The 21,191-nt window shown below is 40.9% G+C and carries 19 protein-coding genes; 12 read left to right on the top strand and 7 right to left on the bottom strand.

Translation table 11 applies throughout. The annotated features are described in order from the left end of the window. Positions 1-110: 110 nt before the first annotated feature. Both HWV00_RS13305 and HWV00_RS13300 read left to right on the top strand, forming a co-directional pair. Positions 111-1,769 carry a sensor histidine kinase gene (locus HWV00_RS13305; RefSeq protein WP_211681969.1) on the top strand — a complete coding sequence of 553 codons (1,659 nt, stop codon included), beginning with the start codon at positions 111-113 and terminating at the stop codon, positions 1,767-1,769. Beyond that, positions 1,753-2,445 (top strand): DUF977 family protein, encoded by a 693-nt coding sequence (locus tag HWV00_RS13300; protein WP_211681967.1) that lies wholly within the window; start codon positions 1,753-1,755, stop codon positions 2,443-2,445. Before HWV00_RS13305 ends, HWV00_RS13300 begins: the two co-directional genes overlap by 17 nt. Before the next feature lie 75 nt (positions 2,446-2,520). Here HWV00_RS13300 and HWV00_RS13295 read toward each other — a convergent pair whose 3' ends face one another. The 4 genes from HWV00_RS13295 to HWV00_RS13280 form a co-directional block, all read right to left on the bottom strand. After that, positions 2,521-4,056, bottom strand: a complete 1,536-nt coding sequence (locus tag HWV00_RS13295) for a tripartite tricarboxylate transporter permease (RefSeq protein ID WP_211681965.1) — start codon at positions 4,054-4,056, stop codon at positions 2,521-2,523. Positions 4,057-4,067: 11 nt separating this feature from the next. Next, complete coding sequence (locus tag HWV00_RS13290; RefSeq protein ID WP_211681963.1) at positions 4,068-4,571, bottom strand: tripartite tricarboxylate transporter TctB family protein; 504 nt, start codon at positions 4,569-4,571, stop codon at positions 4,068-4,070. 75 nt (positions 4,572-4,646) lie between these two features. Then, entirely contained in the window at positions 4,647-5,627 is a 981-nt protein-coding gene (locus tag HWV00_RS13285; RefSeq protein WP_211681961.1) for a tripartite tricarboxylate transporter substrate binding protein, read from the bottom strand. Positions 5,628-5,864: 237 nt separating this feature from the next. Beyond that, positions 5,865-6,788, bottom strand: coding sequence for an acyltransferase (locus HWV00_RS13280; RefSeq protein WP_211681959.1), 924 nt, complete (start codon positions 6,786-6,788; stop codon positions 5,865-5,867). Positions 6,789-7,112: 324 nt separating this feature from the next. Between HWV00_RS13280 and HWV00_RS13275 the strand changes: the two genes are divergently transcribed. The 3 genes from HWV00_RS13275 to HWV00_RS13265 all read left to right on the top strand — a co-directional run bounded on the left by HWV00_RS13275 (position 7,113) and on the right by HWV00_RS13265 (position 9,058). Beyond that, complete coding sequence (locus HWV00_RS13275) at positions 7,113-8,087, top strand: SPFH domain-containing protein (protein WP_211681957.1); 975 nt, start codon at positions 7,113-7,115, stop codon at positions 8,085-8,087. Between the two features lie 33 nt (positions 8,088-8,120). Next, positions 8,121-8,585, top strand: coding sequence for an NfeD family protein (locus HWV00_RS13270; RefSeq protein ID WP_211681955.1), 465 nt, complete (start codon positions 8,121-8,123; stop codon positions 8,583-8,585). Positions 8,586-8,800: 215 nt separating this feature from the next. Continuing rightward, positions 8,801-9,058: a hypothetical protein gene (locus HWV00_RS13265; protein WP_211681953.1), complete on the top strand. Its 258-nt coding sequence runs from the start codon at positions 8,801-8,803 to the stop codon at positions 9,056-9,058. On the opposite strand, the gene HWV00_RS13260 is transcribed toward HWV00_RS13265, so the two are convergent. Continuing rightward, positions 9,055-9,948, bottom strand: a complete 894-nt coding sequence (locus HWV00_RS13260) for a LysR family transcriptional regulator (RefSeq protein ID WP_211681951.1) — start codon at positions 9,946-9,948, stop codon at positions 9,055-9,057. The two genes, HWV00_RS13265 and HWV00_RS13260, sit on opposite strands and share 4 nt — an antisense overlap. 152 nt (positions 9,949-10,100) lie before the next feature. Between HWV00_RS13260 and HWV00_RS13255 the strand changes: the two genes are divergently transcribed. The 6 genes from HWV00_RS13255 (at position 10,101) to HWV00_RS13230 (ending at position 17,402) form a co-directional block, all read left to right on the top strand. Continuing rightward, positions 10,101-10,487, top strand: a complete 387-nt coding sequence (locus HWV00_RS13255; RefSeq protein ID WP_211681949.1) for a RidA family protein — start codon at positions 10,101-10,103, stop codon at positions 10,485-10,487. A gap of 136 nt (positions 10,488-10,623) precedes the next feature. Beyond that, on the top strand, positions 10,624-12,108 hold the full coding sequence (locus tag HWV00_RS13250) for an aldehyde dehydrogenase family protein (RefSeq protein WP_211681947.1): 1,485 nt from the start codon (positions 10,624-10,626) through the stop codon (positions 12,106-12,108). Positions 12,109-12,149: 41 nt separating this feature from the next. Next, the gene (locus tag HWV00_RS13245; RefSeq protein ID WP_211681945.1) at positions 12,150-13,139 is read left to right on the top strand and encodes a membrane dipeptidase; all 990 of its coding nucleotides are present in this window, start codon (positions 12,150-12,152) and stop codon (positions 13,137-13,139) included. 95 nt (positions 13,140-13,234) lie between these two features. Further along, positions 13,235-14,845: a BCCT family transporter gene (locus tag HWV00_RS13240; protein ID WP_211681943.1), complete on the top strand. Its 1,611-nt coding sequence runs from the start codon at positions 13,235-13,237 to the stop codon at positions 14,843-14,845. 116 nt (positions 14,846-14,961) lie between these two features. Then, on the top strand, positions 14,962-16,671 hold the full coding sequence (locus tag HWV00_RS13235; protein WP_211681941.1) for a hypothetical protein: 1,710 nt from the start codon (positions 14,962-14,964) through the stop codon (positions 16,669-16,671). After that, complete coding sequence (locus HWV00_RS13230; RefSeq protein WP_211681939.1) at positions 16,668-17,402, top strand: DUF3726 domain-containing protein; 735 nt, start codon at positions 16,668-16,670, stop codon at positions 17,400-17,402. The genes HWV00_RS13235 and HWV00_RS13230 overlap by 4 nt, the downstream gene beginning before the upstream one ends. 34 nt (positions 17,403-17,436) lie before the next feature. Here HWV00_RS13230 and HWV00_RS13225 read toward each other — a convergent pair whose 3' ends face one another. Both HWV00_RS13225 and dusC read right to left on the bottom strand, forming a co-directional pair. Then, complete coding sequence (locus HWV00_RS13225; RefSeq protein WP_211681937.1) at positions 17,437-19,359, bottom strand: HD domain-containing phosphohydrolase; 1,923 nt, start codon at positions 19,357-19,359, stop codon at positions 17,437-17,439. A gap of 90 nt (positions 19,360-19,449) precedes the next feature. Then, entirely contained in the window at positions 19,450-20,388 is a 939-nt protein-coding gene (gene dusC, locus HWV00_RS13220; RefSeq protein ID WP_211681935.1) for a tRNA dihydrouridine(16) synthase DusC, read from the bottom strand. Between the two features lie 234 nt (positions 20,389-20,622). Here dusC and apt point away from each other — a divergent pair, with 234 nt between their 5' ends. Next, positions 20,623-21,168 carry an adenine phosphoribosyltransferase gene (apt, locus tag HWV00_RS13215; protein ID WP_211681933.1) on the top strand — a complete coding sequence of 182 codons (546 nt, stop codon included), beginning with the start codon at positions 20,623-20,625 and terminating at the stop codon, positions 21,166-21,168. The last annotated feature ends 23 nt before the right edge of the window (positions 21,169-21,191 follow it).

Here is a 21,191-nt window from a genome sequence, read left to right as displayed (position 1 = left end):
CGGTTGCATGTTTGATTTTAGTTAACACTATGTTCAAATTTAGCTAACGTTGAGTTATCACCGTGGATTAATGTTATCATTGCACTCTTTTCCAGATAGGCTTTGCATACATGCTTTCATTAATTAAAAACAATGCCCTATTTAATTGGCAAAAATTGAACTTTCGTCGCCGATTATTACTCGTGATGACTTTATCTGGACTCGTCAAATTATTGATCTTATCAGTCGCTGGTTTTGCGTACCTTAAACACTGGGAAGAGCAGGACAGCGGTAACAATGCGCTTGGTATTGCGACCTTCTTGTCTTCTAATCCTTGTGTTCTTAAAGCGATTGATACGAAAAATCCTGAGCTAATACGAGACAAAATCGAATATTTACGCGCGTCGGTGAATGCCGCGTTTATTGTTGTTGGCGATAAAGACGGTATTCGTTTATCTCACCCGATTAACGAAAGACTCGGTCAGCAAATGCAAGGCGATGATAATGATAAAGCGCTAAAGCAGGGGCTCTCTTATGTGTCGGTTGCCGATGGCTCATTAGGTCGGTCTGTACGTGGTAAAACTCCCGTGCGAGATAGCGATGGCAATATTATCGGTGTTGTATCTGTGGGTTATTTATTAACAAGCATTGAAAGTAAAGCAGATCATTTCTTACTCTTTTTATTGGTTATGGTGGTGCTGGTTGTTATCGCAAACGCGTTGATTTCTAACGTTACCGCCAAGAAGTTTCAAAACGCGATATTTGGATTTGAACCGGAAGAGTTTGGTCGTTTGTATATGGAACTTGAAGTCACACTGAGTACGATTAAAGAAGGTGTTGTTAGCATTGATGCCGAAGGTTATCTAAGATCCATTAATCGCAGTGCTTGCGACATATTTAAGGTTAAAGCGGAAGATGTCCTGAATCGAAAGATGGTTGAAGCATTACCGGAGAACAATTTAACAGACATTCTGACCAGTAAAGTCAGTGAATACAATGTTGAGATCATGATTAAAGGACAGGCGATTATCGCAAACAGACAGGTGCTGGTGGTTGATGGTTCGGTTGTTGGTGCGGTATCAAGTTTCCGCCTTAAAGATGAAATTTCAGAGCTGACGAAACAGTTATCTCAAGTACGAGAATATTCTGATTTACTCCGTTCACAAACACATGAACACAGTAATAAATTAAATACCATTAGTGGGCTTGTTCATATGGGGAAATATGAGGAAGTATTGGGGTTAATAGGACAAGAGACAGAGCGTTACCAGCATTTGATTGCTTTCTTACGTGACGCTATTCGTGAGCCTATTATTGCTGGTGTGCTATTAGGTAAAAGTGAAAGAGCGAGAGAATTAGGGCTTATCTTAGAGATTGATGACGGTTCTCAATTATTAGCATTGCCTGAGCATATTCGTGGTGAGGACATCGTGACGATATTAGGCAATTTTATTGATAATGGTTTTGATGCTTGTATGAGTGCGATTACCAAAATAGACACTAAAAAGGTGCTTGTTAGCATTTCTGATTTTGGTAATGAAATAATTATTGAAGTTGAAGATAATGGCTGTGGATTGCCTAAAGGGATCGCGCAAGAAGAGTTAATGAAGCAAGGCGTATCGAGTAAATCTGACAGTAATAGAGGGGTGGGTCTGCACCTCGTGAATCAAATCATTAGCCGATACAATGGGCAATTAATGATGGATAGTATAGAGAATAAAGGAACAAGAATGACGGTGTATTTACCAAAACAGCATACTAAGGATATAAACAATGCCATCAGCGAATGAGATTAAGGTTCTAATCATTGAAGATGATGTGGCAATTGCGGAGATCCATCGTCGTAATTTAATGAAGATAAATGGACTGAATGTAATTGGTATTGCCACAACGAAGGGTGAAGCTGAAACATTATTAGACGTATTAACGCCAGATTTAATCTTATTAGATGTTTATTTACCGGATGGTAACGGACTCGATATTTTACGTGATTTACGTCAGCAACAGCATGAATGCGATGTGATTTTAATTACAGCGGATCGCGATGCAGATACCTTACAAGCCGCAATGCGAGGGGGAGTTGTTGATTACCTATTAAAACCCGTGATATTTGCACGTTTAGAGGAATCACTAAATAAGTATTTGAAGCAAAAAAATCAGTTTGGTAACCTCGATGATTTAGACCAGCGTGTGGTTGATTCCATGATTTCGATAGGCGTCACGAACAGTACCAAGGTATTACGATTACCAAAAGGAATTGATGGCGTGACGTTAGATAAAGTGCGCGGGCTATTTACAGAACATGAAGATATTACTGCTGATAATGCAGGGGCATTAATTGGGGCAAGTCGTACGACTGCAAGGCGTTATTTAGAGCACCTTATTAGTACGGGAGAGTTAGTTGCTGATTTAAATTATGGCACCGTAGGGCGTCCGGAACGAACCTATAAAAAGCAATCTCGATAGGTATATTTGTCATGAAATAAAAACAGCGCATTACGCGCTGTTTTTATTTCAGTTGGTTTATGTAACACGGACCTGTTAGTTACAATTATCCGCTAACTTCGCTCTTTTAACACGATACCGGTTAAATGCTGTTAGTAGTATTGGTGCAACCAGTACAAGTGCCGATATGACGGTAAACGTGAAGGTGATAGGACGTTCCCATAAGAAACTAAGCTCACCATCACTGATCATTAATGAACGGCGTAAGTTTTCTTCCATTAAGCCCCCAAGAATGAAACCGAGTAATAGCGGGGCCAGTGGGAAGGTTGCTAACCTCAGGAATATCGCTATCACCGCTACTAGGATCATAATAAATACATCAACCGTATTAAATGAAACCAGATACACACCGGTGATAGAGAAGAAAATAATCATCGGCAGTAATACTGTTCTTGGCACAGCTAATAGCTTAGAAATATACGGGATTAGCGGTAGATTCAAGACCATCAAAACAACATTACCGAAGTACATCGAGATGATCACCGACCAGAAAATTTCTGGATTATCGACAAACAAACGTGGACCGGGCTGGATGCCGTAAGAAATCAGGGCGCCTAGCATAATTGCTGTTGTACCAGAACCTGGGATACCTAAGGTTAATAGCGGTACAAATGAACCACTTGATGCGGCATTGTTAGCAGCTTCCGGCGCGACTAAACCACGGATACTGCCTTTACCAAATTCATCGCGTTTATCTTTTGGCGCAAGATTACGCTCTAAACCATAACTTAAGAACGCGGCAATAGTGGCACCTGCGCCCGGTAATACCCCAACAAAGAAGCCGAGGAACGAAGAACGAACAGCGACGGGAGCCACTTCTTTTATTTCTTCTTTTGTTACTTTCATACTACCGATGTCAGATAGGGCACTGTTTTCTTCTGCGGATGTATCAGGCTCTGGTTTTAAAATACTGAATAAAATCTCACCGAGAGCGAAGGTTGCCATCGCTAATAATAAGAAGCTAAAACCATCCATTAAGTCAGTTAAACCAAAGGTAAATCGTTCAACACCAATGCCTTTATCGATACCGACTGTCGATAGCATTAAACCTAAAATAGTCATCATCCATGCTTTTAATACCTGACCTTTACCGGCAAAAGCCGCGACGGCAGACAAACCAACCAGCATCAGTGCAAAATAATCAGAGGATTGAAAACTTAATGATACTTTTGCTAATGCTGGTGCAGCGATTAATAGCATAATGGCGGATAGGGTACCGCCAGTAAATGAAGCATAAGCTGCAAGTGCCAGTGCTTTACCTGCTTGGCCTTTTTTCGCCATTGGGTAACCATCAAATGCGGTCACGACAGTGGATGAACAACCGGGCGCATTGATGAGAATTGATGAGGTTGAACCACCAAAAATAGCACCATAATAAACACCAGCCATTAAGATCATACCTGATGATGGGTCTAGCCCATAGGTAATTGGGATCATCAATGCAATTGCTGAAATAGGGCCAAGACCCGGAAGCATACCGATGAAGGTACCAACAAAACAACCGACCATCACCATCATTAAATTAGTCGGCATAATGGCCGTGGATAAGCCTGCTAAAATTCCATCTAACATATTTTATCGTCCTAGAAGCTTAAAAATAGATAACCAGGTTCAAGATAAATATCCAGAACTTTGGTCAGAAGTAACCAAAAAAGGGTTACAAAAGGGAAGGAAGCACCAAATAAGACTGCTTTGCGGCGCTCGCCAAGTAGCCAAAATCCGCCTAATAAAAACAAGCTGGTGGCTAATACGAATCCTAACCAAGTTAAACCTAGGCCATACGCGGTCATTAAAATAATAAATGAAATGAGTAAGCGCCAATCTAAGTGGCTTTCGTTTGCAGCTTGCTGCTCGCAAACGTCTTCGTGACAAGGTTTTACGGGCGACATCACGATGAGTAGCAGTGACATGACAACCCCTGCGACGGTTAATAAATAAGGTAATGTACGTGCTGTAAAAGCTTCATATTCATCGCCAGGAAAAAGCTGGATTTGAGTGGTCTGGTAGCCGTAAATCAAACAGACAAGTAGGAATATTAATCCGCTCACTCGCTCTCGGTTTAATAATGATAAAGGGGTTGATTGCATGGGATGCTCCAATTAAAAAGAAAGCCACAGCGAAAGTAATGCCGTGCTGTGGCTGTATTACGGGGATAAATTAGGTTATTTAAGGAAACCTAATTCACGCATCAGATCACCCATTTGTTGTTCTTGTTGCTCTAAGAATGCATAGAAGTCTTTGTCTGCTTTATAATTATCAATCCAGCCATTACGGTCACGCACTGTTGCCCATTGATCTGTTTTATACATATCACTTAGTGCTTTATTCCATTTTGCGACTTTTTCTTCACTGATTCCCGGTGATGCAAAGAACCCGCGCCAGTTAGCGAATACGGTGTCGTTACCCATTTCGGTAAGAGTCGGTACATTTGGTGCTGCGGCTAAACGTTCTGGTGCTGTGATGGCCAAAATGCGCACTTGGCCGCTTTTAGACATTTCTAGTACTTCACCTAACCCTGTTGATAGTAGTGGCGTTTCTCCAGACAATACGGCCGCCATCGCTTTACCACCTGCATCATAGGCAATGTAGCGTACTTTACGCGCATCGAAGCCTTCCCCTTTAAATGCTGATGCAGCAACAAGGTGATCCATACTACCGCGTGCTGAACCGCCTGCAATTTTCACTTTACGTGGGTTTTCTTTAAAAGCGGCGACGACTTGTTGCCAGTTTTGATATTTTGAATCAGCAGCCACTACAATTGCGCCATAATCAGCAATCGTTGTTGCGACTGGGGTAAGGTCTCGAAATGATTGTGGAAAGATACCAGTGAGTGAACGAATTACGATGGGCGTAGAGTTAACCATCAGTGTGTCTTGTTGACGTGCAGCCGTTTCAATCATATGCGCAATCGCTTTACCGCCACCGCCGCCCGATAGATTCTGGTAAGATACTTTTTCAACGAGATCTGCTTTCATGAGTACATCACCAGTGCCACGAGCGGTCATGTCCCAACCACCACCTGCACCGCCAGGTACAATAAAGTGAATTTTGTCTAAATCAGCGGCCCAAGCTGCAGATGATAGTGTCGCTATACTCGCCACGATAATTGATGAGGCTACACGCTGTTTAAATTGTTTTAGCATGGTTTCCATTCCTTGTGTTTATTGTTTAATAGTTAACATGACCAAACTGATGGTTAATGTTAATGGTGTGCAATGTTACGGGAATGTTACGGTTGGTGTTGTGATGAGTTATTAAGTATAAATAATGGGAATTAACGTCGTTGTGGGTATTTAATTCATAAAGTTCAGCTGTATTTTGGATAATAAAAAACCGCAATAAAGCGGTTTTTTATTATCGTCATATTTTACGAACCGGTTTTAAGAGGCTTCTTTTAGTGCCACGGTATTGTTATCAGGCATTGCAGTTTTACTTTGTGCCATATCTTCTAAAATGGCATCTTTTTCAATCCACAATTGATTGAGGTGCTGTTGAAATTCAATTTTAAAAGCACGATCTTTTTGATAATCACCACGCATCTTGTCATCAATGTCTGATACACGGATATGCACATGTACATCTTTGACTTCGCCACACAGATACTGCCAAAAGGTAGGGGTCTGCTCTGGATAATAGATCGCGACATCTACAATTTTATGAATATGTTCGCCTAATGCCGAAAGTGCAAATGCGAGTCCGCCAGCTTTTGGTTTTAACAGATGCTTAAACGGCGATTTTTGTTTTTTATGTTTTTCTGCAGTGAAGCGGGTGCCTTCAACAAAGTTCATCACACTGACCGGACTTGATTTGAATTTAGCGCAGGCCTTACGAGTCACTTCAATATCTTTACCACGTAATTTCGGGTTTTTCTTTAGTTGTGCAGTGCTGTAACGACGCATAAATGGAAAGTCTAATGCCCACCAAGCAATGCCTAAGAAAGGCACAAAAATGAGTTCTTTTTTTAAGAAGAATTTCAAAAATGGGATCTTTCTGTTTAGAACGCGTTGTAAGATCAAGATATCAACCCAAGACTGATGATTGGCAAGTACCATGTACCATTGCTCTTCAGAAAGCGCGATGTTATTGCTGTGAAGATGAATATTTACAGGGTGAATAAGGCGTTCAATTATCACATTAACTCGGATCCAGCTACTTGCGCAGAAAACTAACAACGAAGAGCAAAATGTTTGCAACACTTTGATCGGTATTAATTTAATAGGGCTTAAAATCGTAATGGGGGTGGCCCAAAATATGAGATTTATAAACCAAAGTGTAAATGCGAAACAGCCTCGTACAAATGACATAATATTTCCTAAACATTGGCGTGCAGTAAAATAGAGTGTCTATACTACTGCGCTGACCCTGACTACTCAATATGAAACGTCGCTATAATGTATAATATAATCATATATCACTAAAGGTCGGAGCAGTTGAAGTGAAAAATATAAAATAAATTATGGATGCGGATCACATTTTTGATGCAAATGTTCAAAGCGTAACGAGAATATCAACTAAAAACTGACGCCTTACAGCCAATATCATTTAATCTGTTCTGAATGATGTTTTTAATTTAAGTTGATGTAAGTCATTACTTAAAAACGTATTTTAACATTTAAGGAGACGTATTTATGAATACTGCAATTGATATACTTTTAACACCATGGCTTTGGATCTCGGTTGTAGTTTTATTCACGATCCAAAGAAGCATACTTTTTGTGCCACAAAACAGAGGTTTTGTGATTTATACCTTTGGACGTTATAGCGGCACGCTACAGGCTGGACTTAATTTTATTATTCCTTTTGTGCAAAGAGTTGCTGCGGATCGTAATCTAAAAGAGCAATCGTTAGATGTTGCTTCACAACTGGCTATCACGAAAGATAATATTTCACTTGAGTTGGATGGCATCTTATTTATGAAAGTGGTTGATGCGGCAGCAGCAACGAATAATATTACTGACTATAAATTAGCGGTAGTACAACTTGCGACGACAACAATGCGTAATGCGATTGGTTCGATGGAACTTGATCAATGTTTTCAAAATCGAGACAACATTAATGCAACCATTTTGGCTGCGATGACAGAGGCGACACAGCCTTGGGGCGTTCAGGTTACACGCTACGAGATCAAAGACATCACACCGCCTGTATCGATTAAAGAAGATATGGAAAAGCAGATGACTGCAGAACGTGAGAAACGCTCAGTCATTTTAACCGCTGAAGGTGTTAAAACAGCGGCGATCACGAAAGCTGAAGGCCTAAAGCAGGCAAGGGTATTGGATGCAGAAGCGGCAAAAGCAGAGTTAGTATTGGCTGCAGAAGCGAGTAAAGAGTCTCAAATTTTAGAAGCCGCAGGTAAAGCTGAAGCTATTCGATTAGTTGCTGATGCAGATTCTTCAGCACTGAGTGTGGTCGGTGCTGCTGCAATTACCAGTGAAGGTCAACAAGCGGTGCGTTTAACGCTTGCACAGGATGCAATTGCTGCACATAAAGCGATTGCAGCTGAAGGCTCTGTTATTTTAACTGATGGTAAAACGAGTGATAATATTGGTAATACAGTCGCTCAAGCGATTGCGGTATCAAGTGCACTAAAATTATCTGAGTAATGGCGTTTATTACTCAGAAATGGAGTTGATGAAATGAATACATTAATTGATTACTTACAGAATAATCATGATCAATTACTTTATGTTATTGGTGCGATTGCATTGATTGTGGAGTTGAGTGTCACTGGTTTAAGTGGTCCGCTATTATTTTTTAGCATTGGCTGTCTTATCACTGGGGGCTTGGTCAGTATTGGAGTGATTGAGGGATGGGAATTTGAGGTTTTATCGGTTGGATTATTCTCTGCGGTAAGTGCGCTGTTATTATGGAAACCGTTAAAGCAGTTTCAAGGTAATAAGTTTGTGCAAGATACCAGCAGCGATATGATCGGTCAAACGGTACCTGTCAGCGAATCAGTGACGGTTAATGGTGGTAAGGTTCGCCATTCGGGCATTAACTGGAATGCGCGTCTAAGCGATAGTGCTAAGATTGATATGATTGATGTTGGTATTCGTGCAAAAATTGTTGCTGTGGATGGTAATGTTTTAATTATTGAATAGGCATTTTTCCTTAAACGATTAAATTAATAGACTAATCTATATTAACATTAATGATATGTAGCCCTTATCTCATAAATTTGTCATGAATTATGAGTAAGGGTTTTTTTATTGGGATTAAACCTGTGATAAAGCCATTTTACACCTATATTTAGTTATATAATGTGTTGTATTTACTCTGTATTACAGCATTCGTTTATCGAATTTAGGTGTCGATTATGAAAGGAATTAATAGAAAAGAGTTTGTTAATGCCATCACGGTTTTAATCAGCAATCAGGAATATATATTTGGCGCTGTTAGCATCGGTAAAAATGATGATGGTCATTATTTAATTTGTATTAGAGAATACTTTACTCAAAATATATTGTTTATGGATGATCGCACATTTAAAAGTCGTTCACAGGCATTATATGAGTTTGGCCTTATGTGGGATGATGCTTTAGAGCAAGATATGGTTGTTAGTGATGTAAATTAGCGATTAAACTCATCGGAGCAGATTAGGTGCTCGATACATAACTCATAAAAAGCGTGTGCTTGGGGTGAAATTGTATGATCGGTCAGGCGAAAAGTACCAATTTTACGCTCTATCGATGGGTCTATTAGTGGTAGCCAAACTAAATCTGATTCATTATCCGGGAATGCTAACTTAGGCAGCGTCGTGATACCAATACCGAGTTTTAATACAGAGAATAAAGACGTAATATTTTCTACTGAGTAGAGCGCTTTTTCTATGATAGCCCTTGCTGGAGTAGGCTCTAGCAAGAGGCAAGTACCATTATTAATAAACGGATAATCAAGTAGTTCTCGCCATTTAATCCCCTTCGACATACTAGCAATCGGATGATCTTTTAAACATACAACACCAATTGGATCTGAAATTAGTGGGGTAAAATTAACAGCGTCAACATCTAAGTTAGCACAATTACCTAACGCTAAATCGACTTCGCCTGACAGTAGCCTTGCTTCGACACCCGCTGCATTATCATCAATCAAACTCACTTCTACATTTGGGTATTGCTTACAAAATCGGCCGAGCACATTCGGGATCAATTTTGCGGCTACCGAAGGCACGCTCGCAATCTTCACTCTTCCTTGTTGACCAGCGGCTGCCGCGCGAAGATCGTTATCTAACGCTTTGTAAATATGTAAGAATTTCTTTATTTTAGGTAAGCATATTTGACCAAAAGGCGTGAGCGTCGATTTATTACCAGACTCAAAAAGTGGCTGTTCTAACGTGCGTTCAAGCTCTTTTATTGACGTTGATAGTGCGGCTTGAGAGCGGTTAGCACGACTTGACGCAGCACGAAACCCACCTTCTTCTACCACTAAAATAAAGTGTGTCAATTGTTGTATTTTAATATTCATCTTTAATTTCCCATAAATTACTTTGTGATCACACTTTTTTCGGGTGATAGATTTTTCTTATCAAATGAACAGAATTTACCGTTAGATTTATCATGTGTCAAATGTCAGTATTCACAATATCGAAACAAACCCGTTACAAGGTGGATGTAAACATGACAACTCAAAACTACCCTGTAAAAACTGAATTATTTGCATCGAAAGCGCCTCTTGAGTGGGCAATTGTCAATAATGGCACTTTATATACTGCACAAATTCCGATTGATCAAACAGGGGTTGTTGTTAGTGGTGGTATTGAATCACAGACTCGCCGAACGCTAGATAACCTTGTCCATACTTTAGAGTGTGCGGGTGAATCAATGAACTCTGTATTACAAGTCTTAATCTATGTCACGGATCGTGAATATCTTGCCACTGTTAATAAGGTATATGCCGAATATTTTAATGCTCCTTATCCAAACCGAGCTGCCATGGTTGTAGCAGGGCTTGCACGAGAAGAAATGTTAGTCGAGCTTGTTGTTTATGCTGCAGTCAGTACATAACTTCAGGCTATTAATCTCGACTGAAATGACATTAAGCAAAACGAATGACTGTATAAACCCGAACTATACTAACGAAGATGAATACATTTAATAAATACAATCGCATTTAACGCATAGCCGAAACAAGGAAAGTAGTATGACAACTCAAACACAGCACCCACTGCATATTGGTGGTGAATGGAAAGCAGAAAGCTCACTGTATATTGGCGGAGAATGGCAATCAGGTGTGAGTACGATTGCCAATATAAATCCTTCTGATATCAGCCAAAGTTTGGGTGACTTTGCCCAAGCGAGTACGGCACAAGTACAACAGGCTATCTCGGCAGCAAAACATGCACAGCCAATATGGGAAAAAACACCATTAGAACAAAAACAAGCGGTACTACAAGGCATTGGTGACGAACTGATTGCACGTTGCGATGAACTTGGGCGTTTACTCTCAAGTGAAGAGGGTAAACCGTTTTTAGAAGGTCGTGGTGAAATTTACCGTGCGGGTCAATTCTTCCAATATTACGCTGCTGAGGTATTACGCCAGATAGGCGATAGCGCTGCTTCTGTCAGGCCGGGTGTATCCGTTGAAGTAACGCGTGAAGCGGTGGGCGTGATTGCCATTATTTCACCGTGGAATTTTCCTACGGCAACCGCTGCTTGGAAGATTGCACCTGCTTTAGCTTTTGGTAATAGCGTTATTTGGAAACCTGCGAACTTAACGCCTGCAAGTGCGGTGGCATTAACTGAAATCATCCATCGCCAAGGCTTACCAGCTGGTACTTTCAATCTTGTACTCGGCAGTGGCGCAGAAGTTGGTGATGCTTTAATTAATTCAACTGAGGTTAATGGCGTAAGCTTTACGGGTTCTGTCGATACAGGTCGTAAAATTGCCGCTGCAACTGCACCTAATTTTGTACGCTGCCAGCTAGAAATGGGCAGTAAAAACGCATTAATTGTTGCTGATGATGCAGATATTAATATTGCTGTTGAAGCGACAATTGCTGGTTCTTTCTCGGGGGCAGGACAAAAATGCACTGCATCTTCTCGTCTTGTGGTGATGGATGGTATTCATGATGCGTATGTGGAAGCGTTGATTAAGCGCATGAGTGAAATAAAAGTCGGCCATGCTCTGGATGAAGGCGTATTTATGGGACCAGTCGTTGATGGCAAGCAGTTAGAGGCTAACTTTGATTGGATTGATACTGCACGTCAAAGTGGCGCAGAACTGGCGTTTGGTGGTGAGCGTTTAAATCTAGAACATGAAGGTTTCTATATGTCGCCTACACTGTTCATTAATACTCAAAATAATTGGTCGGTAAACCAAGAAGAAGTATTTGCACCAATGGCGAGTGTGATCCGTGTTGCTGACCTTGATGAAGCGATTGCGACAACGAACGATACTCGATTTGGTTTAACGAGCGGCATTATCACTCAAAGTCTACGTACGAGTACGCTGTTCAAGCAGCAAGCGCAAACAGGTTGTGTGATGGTTAATTTACCAACGGCCGGTACTGATTACCATGTACCGTTTGGTGGTCGTAAAGAGTCAAGCTTTGGCCCGCGTGAACAAGGCCAATATGCGAAAGAGTTTTATACCGTCGTAAAAACGGCTTACCAACGTGCTTATTAACTTTAAATAGTCACTGAATGAATGACAAATGAGGAATCGGTATGTATCACCAACGGATTGTTATTGATGGATTGCAGTACTGCAATTGGGACAGGGAATATTTCCAAACATTAAAAAGCAGTGGCATCACGGCTGTTCACGCAACGATTGTTTATCACGAAACCGCGCGTGAAACGTTAAGTCGTTTTGCGGAATGGAATCTACGGTTTGAACAAAATGCGGATCTGATTATGCCGATCCATTCTGTCGCGGATATTGAAAAAGCAAAAGCGTTAGGCAAAGTGGGCATTTTCTTTGGTGCGCAAAACTGTTCATCGATTGATGATGAAATTGGCTTGATTGAAGTGATGCGTCAACAAGGGTTGCTGATTATGCAGCTGACGTATAACAACCAAAGCTTATTGGCGACAGGCTGTTATGAGCAACACGACACAGGTATTACTCGCTTCGGTAAACAAGCGATTGCAGAGATGAACCGCGTTGGGATGATCATTGATATGTCGCACAGTGCTGAGCGTTCAACCCTTGAAGCTATTGATTTGTCGTCACGTCCTATTTGCATCAGTCATGCTAATCCGACATTCGCATTTGAAGCGTTACGTAATAAATCAGATACGGTTATTAAGTCATTAGCTGAACGCGGGGGGATGTTGGGATTTAGTTTATACCCGTTCCATTTACCTCATGGTAGTCAATGCAGTTTAGATGATTTTTGTCAGATGGTGGCGAAGACAGCAGATATGGTTGGGGTGGATCACTTAGGGATTGGTAGCGATCTGTGTCTTAACCAACCGCAAGCCGTATTGGAATGGATGCGTAATGGCCGTTGGTCTAAAGCAATGGATTATGGTGAAGGTTCGGCAAGTAATTCAGGGTGGCCTGATTCATTGCCTTGGTTCTGCGGCAGCGCAGGCATGGAGAATATTTATAACGGATTAATGCGCTACGGATTTTCAGAATCTGAAGCGGGGCAAGTATTAGGTGAAAATTGGTTTAACTTTTTAAAGCAAGGATTGGAGCCTATTTCGTAAGTCATAACAGATATATAGAACACCTACTCATTTTAACTCATTGAGTTGGGTAAACACACCTTTGCAATTGCAAAGAAAACCTCTGGAGTCAGAGCATGTCAGATTTAACTAAAAGCGCGAAAGCGGCGAGCTTAGATAGTACAGGTAGTAATACTTCAAGCTCTTCAAGTAATAGCGCAGTAAGTGATAATAAGTCTACAGCGAATAAACTGGGTTTTGGTAATCCGGCCTTTTGGTACAGCGGCAGCTTTCTTGCTGGATTCGTACTATTGGCGTTATACGATGAAGCACTATTATCTAGTCTTGTTAATTCAGGATTCTCATGGGCGGTAAAAGTCTTTGGTCCTTATTGGCAATTATTGTTGTTATTAACGTTTTTAATCGGCATAGGCTTAGCTGCGGGTCGTACTGGTAAAGTCATTTTAGGTGGTATTGATAAGCCTGAAATGGATGGTTTCCGCTGGATGGCTATTATCTTCTGTACCTTGCTTGCTGGTGGTGGTGTGTTTTGGGCTGCAGCAGAACCGATTGCGCATTTTGTTAACCCACCACCTTTGTATGGTGCACAAGAAAATATTCAACAAACGGCGATCAATGCTTTGTCGCAATCTTTCATGCATTGGGGTTTTCTAGCTTGGGCTATTGTAGGCAGCTTAACGTCTATTGTGGTTATGCACCTTCACTATAATAAAGGTTTACCGCTTAAACCACGGGTTTTACTTTACCCTGTGTTCGGTAAACGCGTGCTAACAGGTCACACTGGTGCTCTGATTGATGCTTGTTGTATCGTTGCTGTTGCGGCTGGGACTATCGGTCCGATTGGTTTCCTTGGCCTACAGGTGAGCTACGCATTAAACGTTTTGTTTGAGATCCCAGATGGGTTTACTACGCAGCTTATCATCGTCTTATTTGCAATTGCGTTATATACCATTTCAGCATTGAGTGGCTTAAATCGAGGCATGCAAATATTAAGTCGCTATAACGTTGTTTTAGCGTGTTTATTGATGGCGTACATTCTTATTTTTGGTCCAACTAACTTTATCTTTAATGGCTACATCCAAGGCGTGGGTAGCATGGTTGATAATTTAATACCCATGGCTACATATCGTGGTGATGAAGGCTGGTTAAGTTGGTGGACAGTATTCTTTTGGGGTTGGTTCTTGGGTTATGGCCCGATGATGGCAATCTTTATAGCCCGTATTTCACGCGGTAGAACTATTCGTCAGTTAGTGACAACAATCAGTGTTATTGCACCGCTTACTACCTGTTTTTGGTTCACGATTGTTGGTGGTTCAGGGCTAGCATTTGAAATTGCAAATCCAGGTTCTGTCAGTTCAGCATTCGAGGGTTTTAATCTCCCCGGCGCACTACTGGCTGTGACATCGCAACTACCATTTCCGATGGTGACATCGGTGCTGTTTCTTATCCTAACGACGATATTCATTGTGACGACGGGTGACTCGATGACCTACACGATTAGTGTGGTGATTAGTGGTGAAGAGGAACCCAATGCATTTATTCGTACGTTTTGGGGTGTCGTGATGGGCGTAACCGCGTTGGTACTTATTTCTCTGGGTTCAGGAGGTATATCGGCGCTGCAATCTTTCATTGTTATTACTGCGGTACCAGTGTCGCTAATCTTATTACCATCGCTCTGGAACGCGCCTCAAATCGCGATTCAGATGGCGAAAGACCAAGGCTTATAGTCTGGAGGTAGGTCGGTCAATAGGTTGCCGATCTGAAATAACGAAAACAATGTGAAGCAAGGCGGTTAGCAAGCCGCCTTATTAAAACTCTTATAATTAAAATGGAAGTTAATAATATGGATGCTCGTCCTTCAACTTGCGGTGACACTTATATGCGTGATCCTGTAACCGTTATGGCGCCAGAAAGACTTGGTGCTATGCATCAAAATCGGATTAGCTTTGTGCGAACTTTAATTCGTAAAATGGCCCAACAAAAGTGGCACGTTACTAAGCACGATTGGCAGTTATCACCACAAGGTTTTGGTCATGTAATTTACAAGCTGACCACTTTAAACCATATTTATCACTTGGTTATTTTTTGTGATGAAATTGCTGATGAAGACCGTAATGATCGTGTCATTGCCGAGAAATGGGATGTGACGTTTGCTCTTGTTTATGGCGATGTTGATGTTGATTTACTGAGTTGTTTACGTGCAAACGTACCGTTGCAAGAAGCGGGGCGAAATCCAAATAAAGTATTGGTATTAGCAAGAGCAAATAAAAGTGTGCGAGTGTTTGAACATTTAGTCTCACACCTTGCTAAAGGGCAGCAGCCGAATGCTAAAGAGCTTGCTGAAGTGGGTTATATTCTCCGTACAACAGCCGTTTATGGTAATGGAAAATTTGGGATTGCTGATTTTGGTTGGTTGGAAACGAATGATGATTTTAATCAGTCATTCAGTGCACAAATGTGTGCGGTGTATATATTGCGTGAATTCAGCCTTGATTGGGTGCATTACTTAGCCGATCAACAAGGAGGCGATAAAGCCGTTAGTTTAGACCTCGGATTACAGCGTTATTTGGGTATTGGTAACGCGACAGGGCTAGGCATGGCCCCTTATTTAATCAACCACCCTTGTGTTGTTGATAAGTGGTTATCATCACGTGAATCAGCGCTAACGGCAGTGTTAAATACTGGGGTGACGATAGATAAATTAGCACCATTACAATGTTTATTAGACAAAGCTATTTGCCATTTAGATCAAATTATAACAATCAATGAAAATCAAGATAGTCTCAATACTAGCGCAATAAATGAATTACATGATCTGCTTAGTCATTTAGAAACGTTGTTTTTGCAGAGTCAAACGTGGTCAGAGTTAGTAGAGTATGCCTGTAAATATAGTTTGGAAACCCAAGAAATACTGTTGTCGTGCCTGATGGAAATTTATCCAGTACTGGTGGATAGCTATGAAACCAAAATGAATTGTGATGAAAGTTTAAATCTACCAAGTGGTAAACGTATCGAAGACTTATTAGCGGTATTGAAAAACAGTTATCGTTGGGCTATTGAGACTGATTTTAAGCAAGCAGAAAACAATTATTGGTTCTGGTATCGCTCACAAGACAAAGAAGAACCACGTTTAGGTGTTCGCGGTGAAGAACCCGGTGAAGACCGTGAGTTACCACTTGATATTGGTCGCCAAGCTAATCGTCTCTATCACGCATTATTGGTATGTAAACCGAATATGCAATTGGCTGAATTTTTAGTTGTACACCCTCAATATCGTGCGATTTCGCGTCGTGTTTGGACGCTTGGGCATAAGCAAATGGGGGAAATTCAGATGAACGTGTTGCACAAAGATTCGCTACCAATGCACTTACTGCGCTGTAAATTGGCTGTTTTGGGTGCTACTAAGTTCGACCCTCGCTCAGCACGTTGGGTACGCGTTACTTTTTTCCAAGGCGCGCCGTTACTTAATGAGATCCATGATGGAGAGTGGTTGTTCCCATTATTACCGAGTAAAACATTAAATCAAGTGATAGCAGAAGGAGAAGCGTCATGATTGTTTCACATAATGAATTAACAGCAGTGGTTAACAAAGCCTTTCTTGGTATGCGTCGTACCTGTGGTGAAGCTGATATCATTGCTAATATGGTTGCTGGTTTACAGATGGTCGGTTTGAATGGTATTGGACATTTTAACAATGCTGCGCAATTTTTAACGGTTGAGAAAGATTGCCCTGCCGATATTTTTATCACTAATGATGGTAGTTTAGTGGTGGATTTACATGGCTGTAGTTTAGCTTGTCATTTACCGGTTGTGATTGATTATGCGGTTGAAAAAATGGTGGGTAAAAAGCACCTGACGATTGAATTAAAAAATTGTCATAACCGTTGGCTTGCGTATAACGAGCTGGTGAAGTTAGCGGCTAAAGGACTCGCCTGTAAGGCACAATGGAATAATGGTTCGTCGCCACAAAATACGCTATATATTTTGAATCAAGGCTGCGTGTCGCCGGAGCTATTTTTATCTGACCACCTCGTGCTAGCGGGCCATGAATTACATGATATGACTATTCAATTATCAGTGAAAAGCTTTGATATTGCTGATCACTCAGCCGGTTACGCAAGGCATATTAATTCTTCAGCACTCAACCGCGCGCAACTTGATACTTGGTATGATGGTATTCGGGTTGACGATGCAGAATGGGAAACGCTAAAGCGTACAGCAACGGCACTCTTGGTTGAAAACAGTGAACAATCAGTTAAAGGTGCAGGGGAGTTAGTCGTCTAACCTGAGCTGTTCTGTTATCGATATACGATGCGATTTATAAGCAGCGTTTCGGTAGCTGATACACTTCAACACTGGGTGATAGTTGTTTGTAAATATCCATTATATCCATCAAGCAATGATCAAACGCAGCGATCACACTCGGGTCAAACTTGCTGCCTGATAACGCTCTTATTTGGTGAATAGCGACTTCAATTGGCAGTGCGCTCTTGTAACAGCGAGAGTGGATCATGGTGTCAAAGGTGTCGACGACAGCAACAATACGCGCTGCGAGGGGAATATCATGAAATTGCAGTTGATTTGGATAACCTGTGCCATCCCAGTGTTCGTGTAGTGTGAGTGCAATATCATGAGCAACTTTCAGGGTTGCTGATTCGGCATCCTGTAAAATCTTAGCGCCAATGGTAGGGGCTGTTTTCATCATCACCCATTCTTGCATCGTTAACGCTGCTGGTTTTGATAAGATCTGCTCTGGGATACCAATTTTACCTAAATCATGTAATTTAGCCGCAGCGCCTAACTCTTTCGCTTTGTCTTTCGGCATGCCCATGTTCAAGCCTATGATTTCACAATAACGTGATACCCGTCGAATGTGGTTAGATGATGAATCATTCTTATATTCAGCGGCAAGTCCAAGACGAGTAATCGTTTCAGCATTGGTTTTTTCTAACATTAAATGTAACTGTTCATTTTCTTTACGTGATGAAATCAAGCTATCAATCATATTATTAAAGGCATATTGTGTTTGTTGTAATTCGACAAAGGTAGATTCAGATACATTCGTTTTGATGAACTGACCACAGCGTATATGTTCTGCAATCATTTTGATTTTTCGGAGTGAATCAGTAATGTGATTTATAAAAAAGAATGAGGTTAAACAGGCGATAATACTGATCACTAAACCAAATAAAATATTCAATTTTTGATTGTCGATTAAGTCACTGAGAAAGAATTTTTCAGGCATATAAATCGCGATGATCCATGGCCATTTGTGATGCGTAAATTCTTTAAACAAACCATGGTATTTATTGTTATTGAAATTAAATGTTACCGCGGTTGCTGTACCACCAGTTGAAAACAGTTGGGTTTCTTCTTGAAGCGCTTGCCATGCTGTTAAAGCGATAGGGTTATTAATTTCGTTAATACGGGGAAAACGTAAACTTTCATTTGCGGTGTCTTGAATTATTTTTTGGTCTGGATAAGCGATTATTTCACCGAGTCGATTGGTTACAAAGGCAGTGCTATTCTCGCCCAGATCAAGATTGTCAAAGAAAGACGAAATCGTGTCCAAGGAGACATCAACACCGATCACGCCGATTAATTGATTCTCGTTATTATAAACAGGCATAGAACTGGTAATGCCGGGTTTACGTGATGAAAAGAAGACATAAGGGTCTGTCCACGATAAATCATCATTATCGAGTGCTTTATTAAACCAGATACGATCCCGTGGATCATAAGACTCTGCTTCTATTTCTTTGACGGAAAGCTGTGCGAAGTTATTATCATGGGTATAAAGCCGTGATGATTTTGATGTGCTATCCGAGTTTGTCGCGTTATTGAATGTAATCAGTTTTCGTGAAAATAGAGGCTGCTTAAAGCCTTGTTCACGCTGTACATGAACAAAGTTGCCAGTGGTATCAGCAAAAAAAATGCCTGAAATATGGGGGGATTGCTTTAACTGTTGAAAGAAATATAAACCAAGATCATCAGGCCGTTGGATTGATAATACATTCGCACTTAATAATTCACTACTGAGTAAGGTTGCTGCTGCGGCGGTATCAAGAAAGCGTTTTGAGTTACTAATGATATTATCGGTATAATCAATCATTAGCTTATGCGCATGCGAGTTAAATGATCGCTGATTAGAGATGTAACTCGACATTAATAGCGTGGTCAAGGTGACAAATTGCAGCAGAATTATACCGCTAATGAGGGCTTTCTTTATGGTAATACGCAACGGTAATTCATCCTTGAATTATGCATAAAAGTTCTAGTTGTAAGCTATTATTAACATTGCAATTTAACCGAGTCAAGTGTACTTAAGTACTTATGCTTGATAGTTATTTAGTGTTTTAATCACCTCTTCGGACTGGCGCAGAGCTCTTAATTGGGTAAATAACTCAGCCGCTTCAGGATACTGCTTACGTAGGTAACTAAACCATTGTTTTATTCTGTTCGGTAGATATTTCTCTTTATCACCGCGGATCTCTAATTGGCAGTAGTTTCGCAATAAAATAACGACATCAGCCCAGGGCATAGGAGCCTTGTTATATTTAACCACTTCACCTAAATTGGGTAAATTTAGCGCCCCTCGGCCAACCATTAAATCGTCGCAACCGGTCACGGCTAAACAGCGTTGGCCATCGGCATGGTTCCAGATCTCACCATTGGCGATCACGGGAATTGAAACGTGCTGTCTAATTTCTGAAATAGCTTCCCAATTTATCGCTGCGGCACGATAACCATCGGCTTTAGTTCGACCGTGTACAGTCAGCTCATTGGCACCTGCTTGTTGAACTGCATCGGCAATTTCTAACTTGTGGTTACTGTCTTCCCAGCCTAAGCGAATTTTAGCACTGACAATATGTTCCATAGGTACAGCTTCACGCACTTGTTTCACAATTTGATAAACAAGTTCTGGCTCACGTAAACAAGCGGCACCACCAGATGATTTATTTACTTGCTTTGCTGGACAGCCAAAGTTGATATCAAGGCCATGTGAGCCTAACTCGATTGCACGAACGGCATTTTCTGCCATCCATTGTGGGTGTTGCCCTAACAATTGAATGCGGACGGGGGTACCTGCTTGGGTACGACAGCCATGATTTAATTCGGCACAATAACGATAAAAAATCTTCTCTGGTAATAGCTGTTCGACAACTCGAATAAACTCGGTTACGCATAAATCATAACCGCCTTGCGCTGTAAGTAACTCGCGCATCAAATTGTCAACAACGCCCTCCATTGGGGCTAAAACTACGCGCATGTTATTGTCCTGCGTTGGCAAAATGAGCGATTAAAACAGAATTAACCATAATTGCCAAATATATCGTATAATAATTTCTTCAAATAGCGGTTAATCTTAAGACATGCTTGCATATCAACAAGCAGTTACATAAAATTTATCCCTATTATTTATTTTATACATTGAGTGCGTGTTTTATACCCAACTTGCTTGGGCTATTTAACATATTAGCTCATCAAATTAACAGGTTGAAGTATGAACCAAGATACACTTGCGTTTATTAAAGACAGCATTAAATCAATTCCAAATTATCCTAAAGAAGGCATCATCTTCCGTGACGTAACAAGTCTTGTTGAAAATGGTCCTGCATTCGCAGCGACTATCGACTTACTTGCTGCGCGTTTTAAAGATGCTGGTTTCACTAAAATTGCAGGTACTGAAGCCCGTGGTTTTATTTTCGGTGCCCCCTTAGCTAAAGCATTAGGTCTTGGTTTTATTTTAGTGCGCAAGCCAAATAAATTACCACGTAAAACAATTGAACAAAGCTACGAGTTAGAATACGGTACTGATACGTTACAAATTCACGTTGATGCAGTAGATGCTGGCGATAAAGTACTTATCGTTGATGATTTATTGGCAACAGGCGGTACTGTTGCGGCGACTGTGTCACTTATTCGTCAACTTGGCGGTGTTGTTGAAGATGCTGCATTTGTTATTTCTTTACCCGATCTTGGTGGTGAAGCTGTATTAAAGAATCTTAATGTTAACATTACCAAATTAGTTGATTTTGACGGCGAATAATTCGCTATTATTTTAACTATCAT

The sequence above is a fragment of the Moritella sp. 24 genome (assembly GCF_018219155.1).
Classification (GTDB): Bacteria; Pseudomonadota; Gammaproteobacteria; order Enterobacterales; family Moritellaceae; genus Moritella.
This window is presented reverse-complemented; position numbering and strand designations above follow the sequence as displayed.

Excerpts from the sequence above, each read along its gene's own strand:
- HWV00_RS13285 (WP_211681961.1), bottom strand. The coding sequence starts at position 5,627 with ATGCTAAAACAATTTAAACAGCGTGTAGCCTCATCAATTATCGTGGCG.
- HWV00_RS13245 (WP_211681945.1), top strand. The coding sequence starts at position 12,150 with ATGTATCACCAACGGATTGTTATTGATGGATTGCAGTACTGCAATTGG.
- HWV00_RS13255 (WP_211681949.1), top strand. The coding sequence starts at position 10,101 with ATGACAACTCAAAACTACCCTGTAAAAACTGAATTATTTGCATCGAAA.
- apt (WP_211681933.1), top strand. The coding sequence starts at position 20,623 with ATGAACCAAGATACACTTGCGTTTATTAAAGACAGCATTAAATCAATT.
- HWV00_RS13280 (WP_211681959.1), bottom strand. The coding sequence starts at position 6,788 with ATGTCATTTGTACGAGGCTGTTTCGCATTTACACTTTGGTTTATAAAT.
- HWV00_RS13260 (WP_211681951.1), bottom strand. The coding sequence starts at position 9,948 with ATGAATATTAAAATACAACAATTGACACACTTTATTTTAGTGGTAGAA.
- HWV00_RS13265 (WP_211681953.1), top strand. The coding sequence starts at position 8,801 with ATGAAAGGAATTAATAGAAAAGAGTTTGTTAATGCCATCACGGTTTTA.
- HWV00_RS13235 (WP_211681941.1), top strand. The coding sequence starts at position 14,962 with ATGGATGCTCGTCCTTCAACTTGCGGTGACACTTATATGCGTGATCCT.
- HWV00_RS13295 (WP_211681965.1), bottom strand. The coding sequence starts at position 4,056 with ATGTTAGATGGAATTTTAGCAGGCTTATCCACGGCCATTATGCCGACT.
- HWV00_RS13305 (WP_211681969.1), top strand. The coding sequence starts at position 111 with ATGCTTTCATTAATTAAAAACAATGCCCTATTTAATTGGCAAAAATTG.
- HWV00_RS13300 (WP_211681967.1), top strand. The coding sequence starts at position 1,753 with ATGCCATCAGCGAATGAGATTAAGGTTCTAATCATTGAAGATGATGTG.
- HWV00_RS13250 (WP_211681947.1), top strand. The coding sequence starts at position 10,624 with ATGACAACTCAAACACAGCACCCACTGCATATTGGTGGTGAATGGAAA.
- HWV00_RS13240 (WP_211681943.1), top strand. The coding sequence starts at position 13,235 with ATGTCAGATTTAACTAAAAGCGCGAAAGCGGCGAGCTTAGATAGTACA.
- dusC (WP_211681935.1), bottom strand. The coding sequence starts at position 20,388 with ATGCGCGTAGTTTTAGCCCCAATGGAGGGCGTTGTTGACAATTTGATG.
- HWV00_RS13290 (WP_211681963.1), bottom strand. The coding sequence starts at position 4,571 with ATGCAATCAACCCCTTTATCATTATTAAACCGAGAGCGAGTGAGCGGA.
- HWV00_RS13275 (WP_211681957.1), top strand. The coding sequence starts at position 7,113 with ATGAATACTGCAATTGATATACTTTTAACACCATGGCTTTGGATCTCG.
- HWV00_RS13270 (WP_211681955.1), top strand. The coding sequence starts at position 8,121 with ATGAATACATTAATTGATTACTTACAGAATAATCATGATCAATTACTT.
- HWV00_RS13230 (WP_211681939.1), top strand. The coding sequence starts at position 16,668 with ATGATTGTTTCACATAATGAATTAACAGCAGTGGTTAACAAAGCCTTT.